The 16,439-nt window shown below is 42.5% G+C and carries 12 protein-coding genes and 2 tRNA genes; 5 read left to right on the top strand and 9 right to left on the bottom strand.

The window, feature by feature from the left end:
• Positions 1–11: 11 nt before the first annotated feature.
• The gene (locus CSW98_RS01960) at positions 12–245 is read left to right on the top strand and encodes a thioredoxin family protein (protein WP_100798759.1); all 234 of its coding nucleotides are present in this window, start codon (positions 12–14) and stop codon (positions 243–245) included.
• A 56-nt stretch (positions 246–301) separates the two neighbouring features.
• Here CSW98_RS01960 and CSW98_RS01955 read toward each other — a convergent pair whose 3' ends face one another.
• On the bottom strand, positions 302–949 hold the full coding sequence (locus tag CSW98_RS01955) for a LysE family translocator (protein WP_100798758.1): 648 nt from the start codon (positions 947–949) through the stop codon (positions 302–304).
• Between the two features lie 201 nt (positions 950–1,150).
• Here CSW98_RS01955 and CSW98_RS01950 point away from each other — a divergent pair, with 201 nt between their 5' ends.
• The 3 genes from CSW98_RS01950 to nfsA all read left to right on the top strand — a co-directional run bounded on the left by CSW98_RS01950 (position 1,151) and on the right by nfsA (position 7,437).
• A complete protein-coding gene (locus CSW98_RS01950) occupies positions 1,151–5,362 on the top strand; it encodes a transporter substrate-binding domain-containing protein (protein WP_100798757.1) in 4,212 nt (1,403 codons plus the stop codon).
• Between the two features lie 78 nt (positions 5,363–5,440).
• The gene (locus tag CSW98_RS01945; protein ID WP_157810315.1) at positions 5,441–6,625 is read left to right on the top strand and encodes a cation:proton antiporter; all 1,185 of its coding nucleotides are present in this window, start codon (positions 5,441–5,443) and stop codon (positions 6,623–6,625) included.
• Positions 6,626–6,714: 89 nt separating this feature from the next.
• A complete protein-coding gene (gene nfsA, locus CSW98_RS01940; RefSeq protein WP_100798755.1) occupies positions 6,715–7,437 on the top strand; it encodes an oxygen-insensitive NADPH nitroreductase in 723 nt (240 codons plus the stop codon).
• A gap of 58 nt (positions 7,438–7,495) precedes the next feature.
• On the opposite strand, the gene CSW98_RS01935 is transcribed toward nfsA, so the two are convergent.
• From CSW98_RS01935 to CSW98_RS01920, 4 genes are all read right to left on the bottom strand, one after another.
• On the bottom strand, positions 7,496–8,221 hold the full coding sequence (locus CSW98_RS01935) for an amino acid ABC transporter ATP-binding protein (protein ID WP_100798754.1): 726 nt from the start codon (positions 8,219–8,221) through the stop codon (positions 7,496–7,498).
• A 22-nt stretch (positions 8,222–8,243) separates the two neighbouring features.
• Positions 8,244–9,191 carry an amino acid ABC transporter permease gene (locus tag CSW98_RS01930; protein WP_100798753.1) on the bottom strand — a complete coding sequence of 316 codons (948 nt, stop codon included), beginning with the start codon at positions 9,189–9,191 and terminating at the stop codon, positions 8,244–8,246.
• A 58-nt stretch (positions 9,192–9,249) separates the two neighbouring features.
• Entirely contained in the window at positions 9,250–10,047 is a 798-nt protein-coding gene (locus tag CSW98_RS01925) for a transporter substrate-binding domain-containing protein (protein WP_100798752.1), read from the bottom strand.
• Between the two features lie 315 nt (positions 10,048–10,362).
• Entirely contained in the window at positions 10,363–12,069 is a 1,707-nt protein-coding gene (locus CSW98_RS01920; protein ID WP_100798751.1) for an EAL domain-containing protein, read from the bottom strand.
• 264 nt (positions 12,070–12,333) lie between these two features.
• On the opposite strand from CSW98_RS01920, the gene CSW98_RS01915 reads away from it, so the two are divergent.
• Complete coding sequence (locus tag CSW98_RS01915; RefSeq protein WP_100798750.1) at positions 12,334–12,927, top strand: hypothetical protein; 594 nt, start codon at positions 12,334–12,336, stop codon at positions 12,925–12,927.
• A gap of 72 nt (positions 12,928–12,999) precedes the next feature.
• Here the strand turns inward: CSW98_RS01915 and CSW98_RS01910 are convergent, their stop codons facing one another.
• The 4 genes from CSW98_RS01910 to CSW98_RS01895 form a co-directional block, all read right to left on the bottom strand.
• Complete coding sequence (locus CSW98_RS01910; protein WP_100798749.1) at positions 13,000–14,595, bottom strand: ABC-F family ATPase; 1,596 nt, start codon at positions 14,593–14,595, stop codon at positions 13,000–13,002.
• 118 nt (positions 14,596–14,713) lie between these two features.
• Entirely contained in the window at positions 14,714–16,099 is a 1,386-nt protein-coding gene (gene dbpA, locus CSW98_RS01905) for an ATP-dependent RNA helicase DbpA (RefSeq protein WP_100798748.1), read from the bottom strand.
• A 92-nt stretch (positions 16,100–16,191) separates the two neighbouring features.
• A tRNA-Gly gene (locus tag CSW98_RS01900) sits at positions 16,192–16,267 on the bottom strand.
• A gap of 14 nt (positions 16,268–16,281) precedes the next feature.
• Positions 16,282–16,368, bottom strand: a tRNA-Leu gene (locus CSW98_RS01895).
• Positions 16,369–16,439 lie beyond the last annotated feature (71 nt).

Here is a 16,439-nt window from a genome sequence, read left to right as displayed (position 1 = left end):
GGAGAGTTGCTATGAAAATTCAAATATTAGGTACTGGTTGTCTTAAGTGTCAAAAGCTGGCGGAAGCCGCTGATACGGCAGCAAAAGAGCTTCAGTTGGATTATGAACTGGAAAAAATAACAGATATTAACCAGATTGTAGCATTAGGTGCAATGCTCACCCCTGCTCTGGCTGTGGATGGAGAGATCAAGGTGATGGGTAAGGTTCCTGCAGTTGATGAGCTTAAGAGTATATTACAGCAATAATCTTCTGGATCCGCTTCCCTGATCAGGCTCAGGGAAGCGGGTTTTGATGGGGTAAATTAACTGGCCTCCACACCATCATCCATGATTAATTTTATGCCAAGTGCAATCAGTACACTTCCTGTAATACCTTCCATCCAGGTTAATAATGATGAGTTTTTCACCAACTGTTGGGCTGAAGTGACAGCAGTAGCAACACCACTCTGCCATATCATTGCAATCAGAAAATGAATACCAGCCATCATAAATGACTGAACAAAAAGAGAATGCTCAGGATTGATAAACTGAGGTAAAAAAGCCAGATAAAACACGGCTGTTTTAGGATTCAGTACATTAGAAAGAAACCCTTCGCGTAACGAGCGTCTTGCTGAAAATACCCTGTGCCCGTCACTTTCTTCAACCTCGATGCCTTTAACGCCTTTATAGGTTGCTTTCAGGGAGTTGATTCCCAGCCAGATAAGGTACAAAGCCCCTATCCATTTCATTACCTGAAAAAGTTGTGCTGACTGAAGCAGAATCGCAGAGATCCCCACAGAAGAAAATGTGGCATGAACAAACAAACCACTACAGATACCAAAGCTGGTAACACAACCGTCTTTAACACCGGAACGGCTGCTGTTTTTTATCACTAATGCCGTATCGATACCCGGAGTAAGGGTCAGAATTGTAATGGCAATCAGAAAAGCTTCGAAATTTTGAATATACATAAATGCCTCAACAAAGTGTAGGCCATCGTTATATCAGGAAATAGTGGGAATACCAACCAAGAAAAGCGGTCATTCATAAATATGATTGTAGTCATCACCACAACAGATCTGATTTAATTTGTTAATTATGATAACAATACTGCAACACAAACATTTCATGGTGTTATATTTGTTAAGTCAGCAAGACAAAAAGGAACCGGCATGCAGACAAGCAGAATGACTTATCGATATATACAGCACTTACTGGTTTGTGTCTTTCTGCTTTTGGCTACCGGCAATTGTGTTGCGGACACTCAAACAGTATCGCTTCGCCTTCAGTGGAAGCATCAGTTTGAATTTGCAGGTTTTTATGCTGCAAAAGAGTTGGGATACTATCGAGATGCCGGGATAAATGTTGACATCCGGGAGTATCAGAATGGTTTGAATGTTGCGGAGGAAGTTCTCTCTGGTAAGGCTGACTTCGGTATCTGGGGAAGCGGTCTTATCGAACTGGGCATGCAGGGAAAGCCGGTCATGATACTGGCTAACTATTTTAAACGTTCTCCGCTGGCGCTGGTTACCCAGCCTGATATTCGCCTGCCTTCTGACCTGGTTGGTAAAAAGTTGATGATCTCAAAACAAGATATCGAAAATGCCAACTACACCCAGATGTTTAACACTTTCAGAGTCGATACGAGCGAAGTCGACGCTGTTCCTCCGACATTCAATATGCAGGATTTTATTGATAAAAAAGTGGATGCGGTTTCAGTCTTCTTAACCAACGAACCCTTTTCGCTGCAAAAAGACGGGATTCCCTATAATATCATTGACCCGAACAACTATGGTGTTGAGCTTTACGATGTCAATCTGTTTACGTCAAAAACTTTTACAGAAATACATCCGGAGCTGACAGATGCTTTTATCAACGCCAGTAATCGTGGCTGGGAATATGCGCTTAAACATCCGGAAGAGATTGTTGACCTTATTATTGATAAATATAATTCTCAGCACAAAAGCCGTGAACACCTCCTTTTTGAAGCACGGCAAACGGTTCGCATTATTCAGCCTAAAACTTATCCGATAGGCAGCATAGATCCAAAGCAAGTCAATCGTATCAGTAACCTGTTCACTGAAGTTGGCCTGACCGAACCAGAAGAATCTTATAATAGTCATTCTTTTATATATACGACCGAGCATCCTCAGATTGCACTGACTGAGGAGGAAATCAGTTATATCCGGGTCAATCGTAAAGTCTCTGTTGCCATGATGCCTGATTTTACACCTTTCAGTTTTACCACCCAAAATAATGTGGATGGTTTTGAACATGATCTTCTGGACATATTAAGTGAGAAAACCGGACTTACCTTTGAACCTGTCATAGAAATATGGAACAAAGGACTCGATGCTTTTAAAGCCAAAAAAGTCGATATGATCACCAGTATTTCATATAAAAAAGAACGGTTGTCTTTTACTCTTTTTACCGAGCCCTATTACGAAATTCCAATCATGATCTACGTCAGAGATGATTTTGGTAAGTTCGAGGATCTGAATAGCCTTGTCGGGAAAAAAGTCGGTATATTGAAAGATGTTTTTTATACCAGTGAACTGAAAAAACTGAACACTTTTGATCTGATTATTTACGAAACCTATGAAGAACTGACCAAGGCCCTGGTCTATGGTCAGATAGATGCTTTGATGCAGAACTTAACCAATATTAATGCCCTAGTCACAAAACATGCCTATACCAATTTGCGTATAGCCGGTGAATTACAGCTTCCTTCCATATCTGAAGAAGATCTGCGTTTCGGTATTCGGTCTGATAGACCTGTACTTAAGTCTATTATCCAGAAAGCAATGGATGATATTACGGCAACAGAAAGAATGAAGCTGGTTAATAAATGGCTTGGAACGAACTTTCTTGCCAATGAAAATTCAAAACATGACAACAATACCGGATCGATGCTGCTTACTGAGCAGGAAGCCGCTTATTTACAGGAGAAAAAAATATTACGTATCTCTAACGAAACAGACTGGCCTCCGTACGATTTTGTTATAGACAATCAACCAGCAGGCTATTCTGTCGGATTGATTCAGTTAATTGCAAAACAACTAAATATAAAGGTTGAATTCGTTAGTGGTAAATCCTGGGAAGAGTTAGTTGATATGTTCTGTAAAGGAAAAATTGATATTCTGCATCCGTCAGACCGCTCAGAGAAAATAAGTCAATGCGGACAATTCTCCCAGCCTATTATTAAAGACACGACTAATTTCGTCACACGCAGCAGTTTCAGACCGATAGACTCACTGGAAGATTTATACGGCACAACGATTGCTACGCCGAAAGGCTGGGAACAGACCGAATATCTACAAAATAACTATGCTGACAAATTCAATTTTCATCTCACAGACAATACACTCGAAGCTATTGAAGCTGTACGTAATGGCAGTGCCGATTTTGCTGCCGACTACGGAAATGTTCTTCGCTACCTGATAAACCAGAATCACTATCTCGGACTTACGGTTCAGGGAACCTGGAATATTCCGTCGGGAGCCAACAATCTTTATATTGCAACACCGAAAAACCAGCCTGTTCTGCTCGGACTGATCGATAAAGCTATCGCATCAATTTCTCCTTCCTCTCTGATTTCTTTAAGTAATCTCTGGTTCGGTTCCATGACGACCAATATGCAACGCCCTGCTCTTGCATGGACTAATGATGAACGTCATTATCTGGAAAAGAAAAAACAGATAACAATGTGTGTCGATCCTGACTGGATGCCTCTTGAAGGTATCGATGCGGAAGCGAAACATACGGGTATCACTGCAGATATCCTGCAGGAAGTAATGAAAAACAGCGGACTTAACCTGCAACTTGTTCCATCTCACAACTGGCAGGAAAGTATTGATCTGGCAAAACAGCGTAAATGCGATATGTTCTCTCTGGCAATGAAAACTCCGGATCGACTGGAATATATGAATTTTACCCGACCCTACGTCTCATTCCCTTCTGTTGTTGCCACCAGAAACACTGAAATTTATATTGATAATATGGCACCTCTGGCAGGCAAAAAACTGTCTATGCTGAAAGGCTATGCATCAGCTGAACTATTAAGCAATGAGCAGCCTGATATTGATATTATTCTGGTTGATTCTCGTCTGCATGGTATTCAGATGGTAAGAAACGGAGAGGTTTTTGGTTATGTTGATGCGCTACCGCCTCTGGCTTCGGCAATACAAAAAGAGGGCATAACCGATATCCGTATAGCCGGAAAACTGAACAAAGAGTTCGAGCTGAGTGTAGCAACCAGAAACGATGAACCTCTATTATTAGGTATAATGCAGAAGGCTCTCGATAGTGTTAATCCTGAAACTATCAGAACGATATACAATAAATGGCTTGCTATTCGCTATGAATCCCGGATTGATTATTCCCTCCTGTATAAAGTTATTATTGGTTTTGGGCTTATCTCTTTAGTAGGTTTTTGGCGCCATAGAGAATTATTTAAGATCAATCAGACTATTGCAGAAAAAAACCGGCAATTGCAATTAGCGTACAAAAAATATTTCTGGCTGGCGGAAAATATGGATGACGTTGTCTGGGTGATGAGTACTCAAGGTAAGTTTATTTATATCAGCCCGTCAGTTGAGAAATTGCGCGGTTATATCGCAGAGGAAGTGATACTACAGCCTTTAGATAAAGTTATTTGTGAAGGCTCACGGCAGCAGGTTTTAAAAACAATGCAAGCTGAAATTGAAGCCGTTCAAAGCGGTAAAAAACCGCAGATGCATACCTTTAGAATTGAACAGCCCCGCAGGGATGGCTCCACTGTATGGACTGAAGTCAATGCACGATTGGTCGTAGATAAAGAAACTGGAGAAATGCGCTTTATTGGTTTGTCTCGTGATATAACACAAACTCTATCTTACGAAAAACAACTTGAAAAGCTGGCTTTGACCGACAGACTGACCGGTCTCTATAATCGCCACAAACTTGATGAAATGCTTGCTCACCAGTTGGATCTGGCCAACAGGTACAAGAGTATATTTGCTGTTATGATCCTAGACATTGATCATTTTAAGCGGGTTAATGATACTTTTGGACATCATGTCGGTGATTCAACTCTGATTGAATTTGCTCAGATAATCTCTTCTTCCACTCGTCAGAGTGACGTAGTCGGCCGGTGGGGAGGAGAAGAATTTCTGATTATTGTTCCTCATGCCGACAAAGTTCAGTTAGCAGAAATGGCTGAAAAATTACGAGAAAATATAGAAAAGTATCCTTTTAATACCGTTAAACAGGTAACGGTCTGTATTGGTATTGCAACGTTAAGAACGGGAGAATCAATCCATAGCCTGTTATCCCGTGCAGATGAAGCGCTTTATCATTCAAAACAACAAGGTCGTAACAAGGTAACAAATTATGATGATAGGTAAAAAATTCACAGCATATCAGTAAATTGTCACTTATGCTTAAAGAGACCTTTTTAAGTAAAGAGGCATTAAGATAAAATAGTGCTGCCTGATAAAATCCCCGAATTGCTCATTTTGGGCGTGCTGTTTCTGATAGGCTGGACAGCTCATATCATTAGCTCAAAAGCACATATTCCCCGTGTGACGATTCTTCTTTGCATCGGGATCCTTTCCGGCCCTAGTGGATTAAATTTAATTCCAGAAGAATTTTCACAATACTTCAGCACTGTTTCCCATCTGGCTCTGGCAATGGTCGGTTTTCTGCTTGGCGAAAGTTTTTTCGGACGGGATATTATTTCGGAACGCTGGCAGATTTTGTTTATTTCACTCGGTGTATCTCTTGTTCCTGCTATCAGTGTTTTTATTGCTGTGTTTTTTGTCTCATCCGACATAACTCTGGCCCTAGTTCTGGCTGGTATTGCGACCGCAACGGATCCGGCTGCAACGATCGATGTCATCAGAGAATTCAAAGCCAAGGGGCCGGTTTCTAAGATACTCAAAAGTGTCGTTGCCGTTGATGATGCCTGGGGCATTATTATTTTCAGTCTGCTGCTGGTCATTGCCAGTAACCTTAACGGCGGGCAACACAGTATCAGCTACATGATTCACGGAGCGTGGGAAATTGCCGGAGCTTTAGCGATAGGTATTGCTGTTGGTATTCCTATGTCACACATCATTGGGCGGAACAGACCTGGTGAACCAACGGTTGTCGAAGCTATGGGCTTTGTTTTTATCTGTGGGGGCAGTGCTCTGTATCTGCAGGTTTCTTACCTGTTAGCCTGTATGGCTCTGGGGGCGACAGTATCTCGGATGGCAAAACATGTTGAAAGACCATTCTATGATATAGAAACAGCCAGCGATCCTTTTCTGGTGATCTTTTTTATTCTTTCCGGAATTAGTATGGATTTTTCGTCTTTGGGCTCTCTTGGTTATATAACATCAGCTTATATAGTCGCTCGCACTCTGGGAAAGCTTTTCGGCGCGCAGCTATTTTCCAGACTCGCAAAATCTCCACCAAACGTTGTACAGCATCTGGGCGGTTGTCTGCTGCCACAGGCTGGTGTTGCTATCGGTATGGGGTTATTAGTCAGTGAACGTTTTCCCGGATTAGGTCGTTTAGTATTGACTATCGCTGTTACAACGACAGTATTATTTGAACTCTTCGGCCCTTTGGTTACTCACTGGCACTTAAATAAAGCTGGAGAGATCCCCCGCAAGAGCCACTAGTTCTATCCGGAATACAACTAATTTACTATGCATGGAAACTCCCTGTAATATATCTACTCTGACGCGTCAATGACCTATACGGAGATTTTATGACCCCTGCTATCGAAACTATCCTACATCACCGTTCTATACGTAAATTTACCGACACCCCTATCTCTGAGTCGCAAATGGAACAAATTTTTGCAGCCGGAAGAGCCGGGTCTTCTTCAAACCTTATCCAGTGTATTTCTATTATTCGGGTGACAGATAAAGCCAAAAGATCCCGACTGGCAGAATTGGGCGGCAATCAGCCTTATATTGAAAGTGCAGCTGAATTTCTTGTTTTTTGTATCGATTATCAACGCCATCATAGTCTCAATCCGGATCTGAAACTCGATTCAATGGAACTAACATTAATTGGTGCGGTTGATGCCACTATCATGGCACAGAACTGTTTGCTAGCGGCTGAATCAATGGGTTTGGGAGGCGTCTATATCGGTGGATTAAGAAATAACCCTCTGCAGGTTGATGAAGTACTGGAACTGCCCGAATATTGTGCTGTTCTGTATGGAATGTGTCTGGGGCATCCAGATCAGGCTCCGGATAGTAAGCCAAGGTTTAGTACAGACATTTTTGTACATGAAAATACTTATCAGAAACCGGATAAAGAACAGATCGCACACTATGATCAGGTCATGTCGGATTATTATCGGTCAAGAAGCAGTAACACAAAAGATACCAACTGGTCAGAATCTATGATGAATATGCTGTCCAAAGATTTAAGGCCGCATATGCTTGGCTACTTTCATGCAAAAGGATTGGCAAAAAAATAAGACTTAAAAAATAAGCCCTCTGGCATAGGGCTTATTCATTCGATATTTCCAATAAATTCTACAATATGCTGGAAAGGAATTTCTGCAACCTTGGGTGAGGTGGTGAATCAAATAGACTATCAGGTTCACCCTCAACCAGTAGCTGACCATCTTCCATAAACAGGACGCGATCTGCCACTTCTCGGGCAAAACCCATTTCATGGGTAACCACAACCATGGTCATCCCTTCTTTTGCCAGAGCTTTCATTACATCAAGTACTTCTCCAACCATCTCTGGATCTAATGCTGATGTAGGCTCATCAAAAAGCATCAGATCCGGTTTCATCGCCAATGCCCGGGCAATAGCAACCCGTTGCTGCTGTCCCCCGGATAATTGACTGGGATACACATCCATTTTATCCGCCAGACCGACGCGATAAAGCAAGGACTCGGCTTCCTGCTCAGCATCTGCTTTATCCCGTTTAGTCACTTTCAGTGGAGCCAGCATCACATTATCTTTAACGGATAGATGCGGAAACAGATTGAATGACTGAAACACCATACCGACATTTTCACGTAATGCATTAATATCTGTTGCTTTGTTATACATATCAATGCCGTCGATAGTGATGCTGCCACTGGAGATCGTTTCTAACTGGTTCAGCGTTCGTAAAAATGTTGATTTACCAGAACCAGACGGGCCAATAATAACGACCACTTCACCGCGTTTAACTCTGGCAGAGACTTTCTTCAGGGCATGACAGCTGTTGGGGTAAATTTTGTCAACATCGGTGGCAACAATCATGTCGTTACCGGTATATTCAGATCTAGTCACTGCTTGCCAGCCTTTTTTCAATACGTTGAATACCAATAGATAATGCAGAAGTCAAAACAAGATAGAGACCTGCCACTATAAACCAGACTTCAAAAGCAGCAAAACTTCCGCTGACGACTTCCCTGCCTGCTTTTGTCAAATCAGTAATAGAGATAACGGAAACCAGAGAAGAATCTTTGATCAGGTTAATCAGTTGTCCAGCCATCGGTGGTAAGGTTCTTTTCAACGCCTGAGGCAGAATGACATAGGTCATAGCCTTGGTATAAGTCATTCCCAGAGAACGTGCAGCTTCCATTTGTCCTGATGGAATAGACTGAATACCTGAACGGATAATTTCAGCGATATAAGCGCCGGTAAAGATAGAAAGTGCAGTAATGCCCGCGGTAAAACGTTCCAGATCGAATACGGTTCCCAAAAAGAAGTATACGATAAAGATCTGTACCAGAAGTGGTGTACCACGAATAACTTCCACATACAGTAACGAAAAGTTCTTAGTTAGTGGATTATTCGATATGCGCATCAGTGCGGCAATTAAACCAATAATAATTGCAAAAAATAGTGAAATAACAGAAAGTTCAACCGTTATTAACAACCCCTTTAGCAAAACGCCCATTTTTCTCTGCTTTAACAATGCCAGTGTATCCCCGGCAAACACCAGATCACCATCAGAGACCATGGCCTGAGAAAAATTCGATACAACAGCAGAGGGATCGCCGTTATCGTATATAAGAGTAATAGAACCATCCTCTTCTACACGGATTGTGCCATCTGCTTCGGCCCGAATTTCTGTCGGAGATGTATCGATAAGATAGGGAAGTACTCGTTCCCACTGCCAGTTATAGTTAATCTTTTGTGAGGCCGTATAGATACCAAACCCAATAAGACTGAGTACCACACCGAACAACAGGTGCCATACCCACTTTTTTGTGTTTTTCTGCATAAATTTTCCAAATATAAACTGAATCAGGGGAGTTTCCTCCCCTGATTGTTTAACAACATTAATTGAGCTGTTTTAACCAGGCATCACTCTTAAACCATTTGTCATAAATACGCTCATAGGTTCCGTCGCCTTTGATTTGACGAAGGAAGTTATTCAGAAAGTTGATCATATCCGGATCACCTTGTTTTACCGCCCAGCCCAGGGGTTCGTAGGTAAAGGGTTCAAGAATAGAGACAACTTTCCCCGGGTTCTGTGCTGTGTAAATAGAAACAAATGGCATATCGTATACCATGGCATCAGCCTTACCGTTAAGTACTTCAATAACAGCATCGGTTTCTGTTTCAAATGAATTATACTTGGCTTTGTTCAGTAATCTTTTTACTGCCTGTTCCCCGGTGGTATTCAGCTTACTGGTTATCGTGTATTTAGGATCATTCAGATCTTTATAGCTTGTAACCTTACCTTCCAGTTCTGGGCTAAGAATAATAGACTGGCCGACAACAATGTACGGATCAGCAAAGTTGACCTTCATATTACGTTCTGCATTAATCGTCATACCTGCCATAATCAGATCACATTTACCGGTCAACAGTGTAGGCACTATACCATCGAATGCAGTATTGACCGGAACGTACTTCACCCCCATCTGTTTTGCCATCACTTTACCGAGGTCGATATCAAAACCGATATAACTTCCGTTTTTGGCCTTCATTTCGAATGGCATATAACCGGCGTCAAAACAGGCTCTCAGTTCACCAGTTTTAACAACATTATCCAAAACTTCTCCTGCGGAAGCCCCCACTGAAGCCATTGCCAATGCACCGGAGGCAACGATTTTAGTTATCGTTTTTTTCATCTTGTAACATCCATTTTATAAAAAATTAGAAATCAGCAACATATTAATTCATATATCACGAATAAATATGCCACAAAATATGGCTAAATGCACGATTTCTCAGTGAGAGATAAAAACATCCTGAGGCATATTCAACCTATTGAGTGCAGTTTGTATGCCAGTAAAACTGAAATAAGGGAATACCAGGAAAAGTAGTCTGAGAGCGGGTGAGATCGGTTCAGAAAGAACACAAGTAAAGTTAAATGCGCACCAACAATAAACACAAAGATGCGATATTGCACCATAATGGGGCTAAGGCTGTAACCGGACGTAACGTCAGGCTATATTAGGAATAGCTAGCTGTTCAATAGTCTGTACGGCATCATAATATTGATGGCCTCTATACTCCATTGCGGATTCAAGAGTTAACGGCTTCGCTATCAGATATCCCTGAAACGATGAGACGTCCATTTGTATAAACCGCTCCATCATTTCTTCTGTTTCAATCCCTTCAATCGTGACACCAATCCCCCGAATACTGCACAGCATGGTTAAAAACTCCAGGTAAGCAAACGGTTCTGCTTCTCGCATGGAATCATTAACCAGCTCTTTATCGATCTTTAACTGCTGAAACGGTAACTTAAAAAATCCGGTAACAGAACTGTGTCCGGATCCAAAATCATCCATCGCTAGACGAAAACCGAATGACTGTAATTGCCGAAGTTGATTCATGGCCTGGAATTTATCTTCCAGTAATACAGATTCTGTCAGTTCCAGTACGACATTATCCGGCGTTGCTCCTTCATCCCTAACAATGTCCAGTGCCTTATCCGGAAAAGTGCCGTCCAGTAACTGTAACACCGACACATTTACATTGACTTTAACGTCAGTGTCCCAGATCTTATTATAATAAGCGATAAAGCTACTTGCCTGAGCCAGTACTTTTTCCCCCAGTTGGCTAATCAGTCCCTTACGTTCTGCCACCGGAATAAATTCATCCGGATATATTTCACCTATCCGGCTTTTATCCCAGCGAGCAAGAGCTTCAAAACTAAGGAGTTGACGTGTTTTAGCGCAAACGATTGGCTGAAGACGTACTGATATTTCATCATTACTGATAGCCGATTTAAGCTTACTCTCAATGTAGAAATAACGTTCCACTTTTTTCTTTATTGCGTCATTACAGATCGCCCATTGACAGGATTCGTTCCGGTAAGCGTACTCTGATGTCTGTGCTGCCCAGTTAATGACTTCATTCGGGCTCAGTTTCAGGTCATGGCAGGGATAAGCCCCTATACAGACACTGTCGATATAAAGGGCACCATTCTGATCTGCATGCCGGGAAAACATATAAATAAAATTCTGACATAGCCCGGCAAGTTGCTGTTCAGTGATCGGCGTATATAAGACCACAGAAAAGGTTTCTGTTGAATTCCGGTAAAATTTACTGATATACGGTTTAAAGATATCCAGACACTGAATGGTCCGGTCAATCACTTCCTGCATAACCAGTTCGCCGTACTGGTTAATATATGATTGGATTCTTTTCAGGTGGATATGCAGCAGGGTGATTTCGGAACGTCGATTTTTCAGGTCTATTTTTAACTGATCGTGATTGGGGAGTCCTGAGGCTTTATCACAAAAAGCCAGACGTCTAATGGAGGACTCAAGCTTTTTCTGAGAGGTAATATCCCGGTGGTTTCCCACCATATACTCGCCCTGTTCATCCCTTTTTACTGACCCAAAGGCTTCAATCCAACAATAAGAACCGTCTTTCTTTAATACCCGATACTGGCTAATCAGTTTTTTATCCGAATATGCAGATCTGAGATGGTCATCAACCCTATCGGTAAACTCCGGTTGATCATCCGGGTGGATCAGAGCAACCCAGTCATTTAGGTGAGCCCCTTCAGGGTTAAAATTGAATTGCTTATAGAATGAATGGTTGAAAAAGGATATGTCTCCATCAGGAGTCATAATCCACAATCCTTCGACAGCTGTGTCGAACATACTCATAAATCGACGCTGAACTACATCCGACATTGATACAACCACTCATATGAATATTGACAAATACGAAATTTATACTAGCACAGCATGATCAGCTCCGACAATTGATAATACACCCAAATTGTGAGCTTCTTTTATATTTCACATTAATGCAATATGAGCTTGCCCTGTAAGCTTTACACCATAAAAACCAATTAAAGTGTTAATGTCTATGGATATTGATTTGTTAATCTGAGAACGAAACTATGTTTTTAAGGTAAAGTAATCCACGTCTCAGTGATTAGTTAAGGAAGTGGAATGACGCAAATAGAGTCTGACAACCGGTTATCTGAACGGGAGCTCTCTCCCGAAAAAAAGATAACGGCTTCTGCTGCTGCAGTTGATTTGTATGAAAACCACCTGAAAGGTGGCTGTCAGCGGTTACTTGCCCTGAATAAGATTCTTATACAGGCCGAACGTAAGCAAAGAATAAGACGGGTTTTATACCGGCTGGGTTGGGTCGGTGGACTTTCAATTCTTGTCATGATTGTCAGTTATTTGTTTATTGGTATTAACATGCTGACAGCAATTGGCCTTTTGGTGGCCTATTTTGCCGGACTTTTATTACACGGAAAGTTTTCCCCGGGTATTGTTCTGCCCAAGAAAGAAGAAGATGAATTGTTTCAGCTTAATGACCAACTCAGACAAGTTATCCTAGACGCAGAAAAAGAAAATAAGGGACTTCTGTATCCTCTGTTGAGAAAGGCTGGACTGAAAAAAGAAGCTCGCAGTAAGGGGCTAACTTTAGAAGAAGGTGAGATTGATATGTATCAGCTTGATGGCGGCGGATTGTATCAGTACCTCGACGCAATGAATCTGCTGATGCAGAACCGTGAACGACTAACTAAATAACGTCCACGGTTCTGTATTACGACATAGACGAGCCAATCCCCGGTTTCCGGGGATTTTTTTATGTGAGATTGATTAACCTCTTAGTCCTTGTTTACTCAGGTATTCATCATATGTTCCATGAAAATCACTGATACCATCTTTGGTAATTTCAATGATCCGGGTTGCAATTGAGGAAACAAACTGGCGGTCATGAGATACGAAGAATAATGTTCCCTGATAATTTTCCAGAGCCAGATTCAGAGATTCGATCGACTCCATATCCATATGGTTGGTCGGCTCATCCATCAGCAACATATTGGCTCTTTGCATGATCAGCTTACCAAACAACATACGTCCCTGTTCACCACCGGAAAGGACTGTGACAGATTTCTTAATATCATTTTGGGAAAACAGCATCCGTCCCAGAATACCACGAACAACCTGCTCATCTTCGCCCTCTTTTTTCCACTGCGCCATCCAGTCCAGAAGATTCATATCCTCTGCAAATTCGTGCGCATGGTCCTGAGCGTAAAAGCCGATATTGCTATTTTCCGACCATTTCACCATACCGGCCATTGGCTGCATAACACCTGCTAATGTATTGAGGAATGTGGATTTACCAATACCATTCTCACCAATAATAGCGATGCGTTCTCCGACTTCTACCATCAGATTGACACCATTAATCAGAATGTTATCTCCATAGCCCTGCTTTAGTCCTTCCACTTCCAGTGCGGTACGGAACAGCTTTTTCTCCTGGTCGAAACGTATAAACGGGGATTGCCGGCTGGATGGTTTTACCTCTTCAAGCTGGATTTTTTCCAGTTGTTTCTGTCGGGAAGTTGCCTGTTTTGCTTTAGACGCATTGGCAGAGAAGCGGCTGACAAAGGTCTGCAACTCTGCAATCTGAGCTTTTTTCTTGGCATTATCAGCGTGTAAACGCTCTCGGGCTTGTTCTGCAGCAATCATGTATTCATCATAATTACCGTGGAACATACGCAGTTCACCATAGTCCAGATCAGCCATATGAGTACAAACAGAATTAAGGAAGTGACGGTCGTGCGAAATAATAATCATGGTACAGTTACGGGCCAGAAGTGTATCCTCCAGCCATGCAATAGTATGCATGTCAAGGTTGTTGGTCGGTTCATCGAGCAACATTATCTCTGGCTCAGCAAACAGAACCTGAGCCAGAAGTACCCGAACTTTAAGTCCCGGTGCCACTTCACTCATCAAGCCGTAGTGCTGTTCCTGTGGAATACCCAACCCCAACAGCAATTCTTCTGCTCGAGCTTCCGCTGAATATCCATCCATTTCAGCAAATTCAGTCTCCAGATCACCGACTCTCATTCCGTCTTCATCTGACATTTCAGGTAAAGCGTATATACGTTCACGCTCTTCTTTAATTGTCCAGAGCTCTTTATGTCCCATAATGACAGTGTCAACAACAGTATAATTTTCAAACGCAAACTGATCCTGCCCCAATTTGGCCATGCGTTCGTTAGGATCTGAGGATACGGTGCCGGAAGACGGTTCCAGTTCTCCACCCAGAATTTTCATAAACGTTGATTTACCACTACCGTTTGCTCCGATCAAACCGTAACGATTTCCGTTGCCGAATTTGACAGAAATATTTTCAAACAGTGGTTTATCGCCAAATTGCATGGTGATGTTTGCAGTTGTTAACACAGGAATACCTAATTATCCGTATAAAGACACAAAAAGCCGGTCAGAGACCGACTTCTCAAAATTCAGGCGATTTTAGCAGTTTTCGTGAACTTCATCACCCTTAATTAAAAAAACAGATTCAGCGCAGGATTCTGGCTCGAAAATTCCTTCCCTTTATTTTTCCTGATTCCAATTTTTTCAGAGCATTTTTCGCAATATGTTTTTCAACAGCCACATAAGAACGCATATCAAACAGGTTTATTTTTCCCACCTGTTTTCCTGAGATACCATTTTCTCCGGTCAGAGCCCCCAGAATATCACCGGCACGGACTTTCTGTTTTTTCCCACCGGCAATTTCGATCGTTACCATAGCAGCAGCATAAGGTGTTGCCGATAAAACGTCATCTCCTGGAAGAGAAACCGGCGTAATCGGAAGATCCATAAATTCATCGATCAACGCGACCCGGTAAGCCTCTTTTTCACTAAACAGGCTACAGGCGAGTCCTTTATTGCCAGCTCGTCCCGTTCTGCCTATACGGTGTACATGCACTTCCGGATCACGGGAAAGCTGATAGTTGATCACCATATCCAGATTATCCACATCCAGTCCCCGAGCCGCGACATCGGTTGCTATCAGGATTGAAATACTTTTGTTGGCAAATTGCACCAGAGACTGATCCCGTTCTCTTTGTTCCAGATCGCCATGTAAATCAATCACACTGTAGCCATCGTGATAAAGTTCATCGGCCACTTCCTGAACTTCTTTTTTGGTATTGCAGAAAATAACCGCTGATTCAGGCTGACGTGTCAGCAAAAGTTTTTTAACGGCGATGAGCCGTTCTTCATGACTGTTAACCTGATAAAATGCCTGATGAATACTGGAATTAGCATGGGTTGACTCAACCTTTACCAGGGTAGGCTGAAGCATAATCCGCTGGGATACTGACTGTATCTGATCCGGAAACGTTGCACTAAATAGTAGTGTTTGCCGTTCAGATGGTGCTGCCTGAATAATGGCTTCCATCGCATCCTGAAACCCCATATCCAGCATCCGGTCTGCTTCATCCAGTACCAGTGTATTCAGTTCCGAGAGATCGATTCTTCCTTTCTCTAAGTGGTCTAAAATTCTCCCCGGCGTACCAACTAAGATATGAGCCCCATGCTCTAGCGAGCCTATCTGAGGCCCCATGGGCATACCACCACATAGGGTAAGAACCTTAATATTATGAATGGTCCTGCCCAGCTTACGGATTTCTTTTGCCACCTGGTCAGCAAGTTCTCTGGTTGGACACAGCACCAGAGACTGAACCCGAAACCGTTTTACATTCAGATTACTTAATACCGTTAAACCAAATGCTGCAGTTTTTCCTGAACCGGTTTTTCCCTGACCAATGACATCTTTTCCCTGCAACATAAGAGGAAGACTCTGAGCCTGTATCGGTGTCATCGCGGTATATCCCAGTGAATCCAAATTATTTAAAAGTACTGGGGAAAGAGGTAGTGAAGAAAAAGCAGACTGGTTCAAAGGGTATTCCTTACTATAAGAAAAACTGCATTGATGGTGAGTATAGCGCCAAAAATAGCAAGGCCCCGACATTTCTGCCGGGGCCTTAAATCTGGAGCGACACACGAGGTTCGAACTCGTGACCTCAACCTTGGCAAGGTTGCGCTCTACCAACTGAGCTAGTGTCGCATTTTGTCTCTAAATGGTGCCCCGAGCCGGACTTGAACCGGCACAGCGCGAACGCCGAGGGATTTTAAATCCCTTGTGTCTACCAATTCCACCATCAGGGCACGCTATATCAGCGATGGAGACACCATCTTGATTCATCCCTGCAACTCATTGTGCCGGGAACGGGGTGTAC

The sequence above is a fragment of the Vibrio sp. HA2012 genome, assembly GCF_002812955.1.
Taxonomy (GTDB): domain Bacteria; phylum Pseudomonadota; class Gammaproteobacteria; order Enterobacterales; family Vibrionaceae; genus Vibrio.
This window is presented reverse-complemented; position numbering and strand designations above follow the sequence as displayed.

What these genes read in the sequence shown, in the direction of transcription:
- CSW98_RS01960 (WP_100798759.1), top strand. Translation starts at nt 12, where the DNA reads ATGAAAATTCAAATATTAGGTACTGGTTGTCTTAAGTGTCAAAAGCTG.
- CSW98_RS01955 (WP_100798758.1), bottom strand. Translation starts at nt 949, where the DNA reads ATGTATATTCAAAATTTCGAAGCTTTTCTGATTGCCATTACAATTCTG.
- CSW98_RS01950 (WP_100798757.1), top strand. Translation starts at nt 1,151, where the DNA reads ATGCAGACAAGCAGAATGACTTATCGATATATACAGCACTTACTGGTT.
- nfsA (WP_100798755.1), top strand. Translation starts at nt 6,715, where the DNA reads ATGACCCCTGCTATCGAAACTATCCTACATCACCGTTCTATACGTAAA.
- CSW98_RS01935 (WP_100798754.1), bottom strand. Translation starts at nt 8,221, where the DNA reads ATGATTGTTGCCACCGATGTTGACAAAATTTACCCCAACAGCTGTCAT.
- CSW98_RS01930 (WP_100798753.1), bottom strand. Translation starts at nt 9,191, where the DNA reads ATGCAGAAAAACACAAAAAAGTGGGTATGGCACCTGTTGTTCGGTGTG.
- CSW98_RS01925 (WP_100798752.1), bottom strand. Translation starts at nt 10,047, where the DNA reads ATGAAAAAAACGATAACTAAAATCGTTGCCTCCGGTGCATTGGCAATG.
- CSW98_RS01920 (WP_100798751.1), bottom strand. Translation starts at nt 12,069, where the DNA reads ATGTCGGATGTAGTTCAGCGTCGATTTATGAGTATGTTCGACACAGCT.
- CSW98_RS01915 (WP_100798750.1), top strand. Translation starts at nt 12,334, where the DNA reads ATGACGCAAATAGAGTCTGACAACCGGTTATCTGAACGGGAGCTCTCT.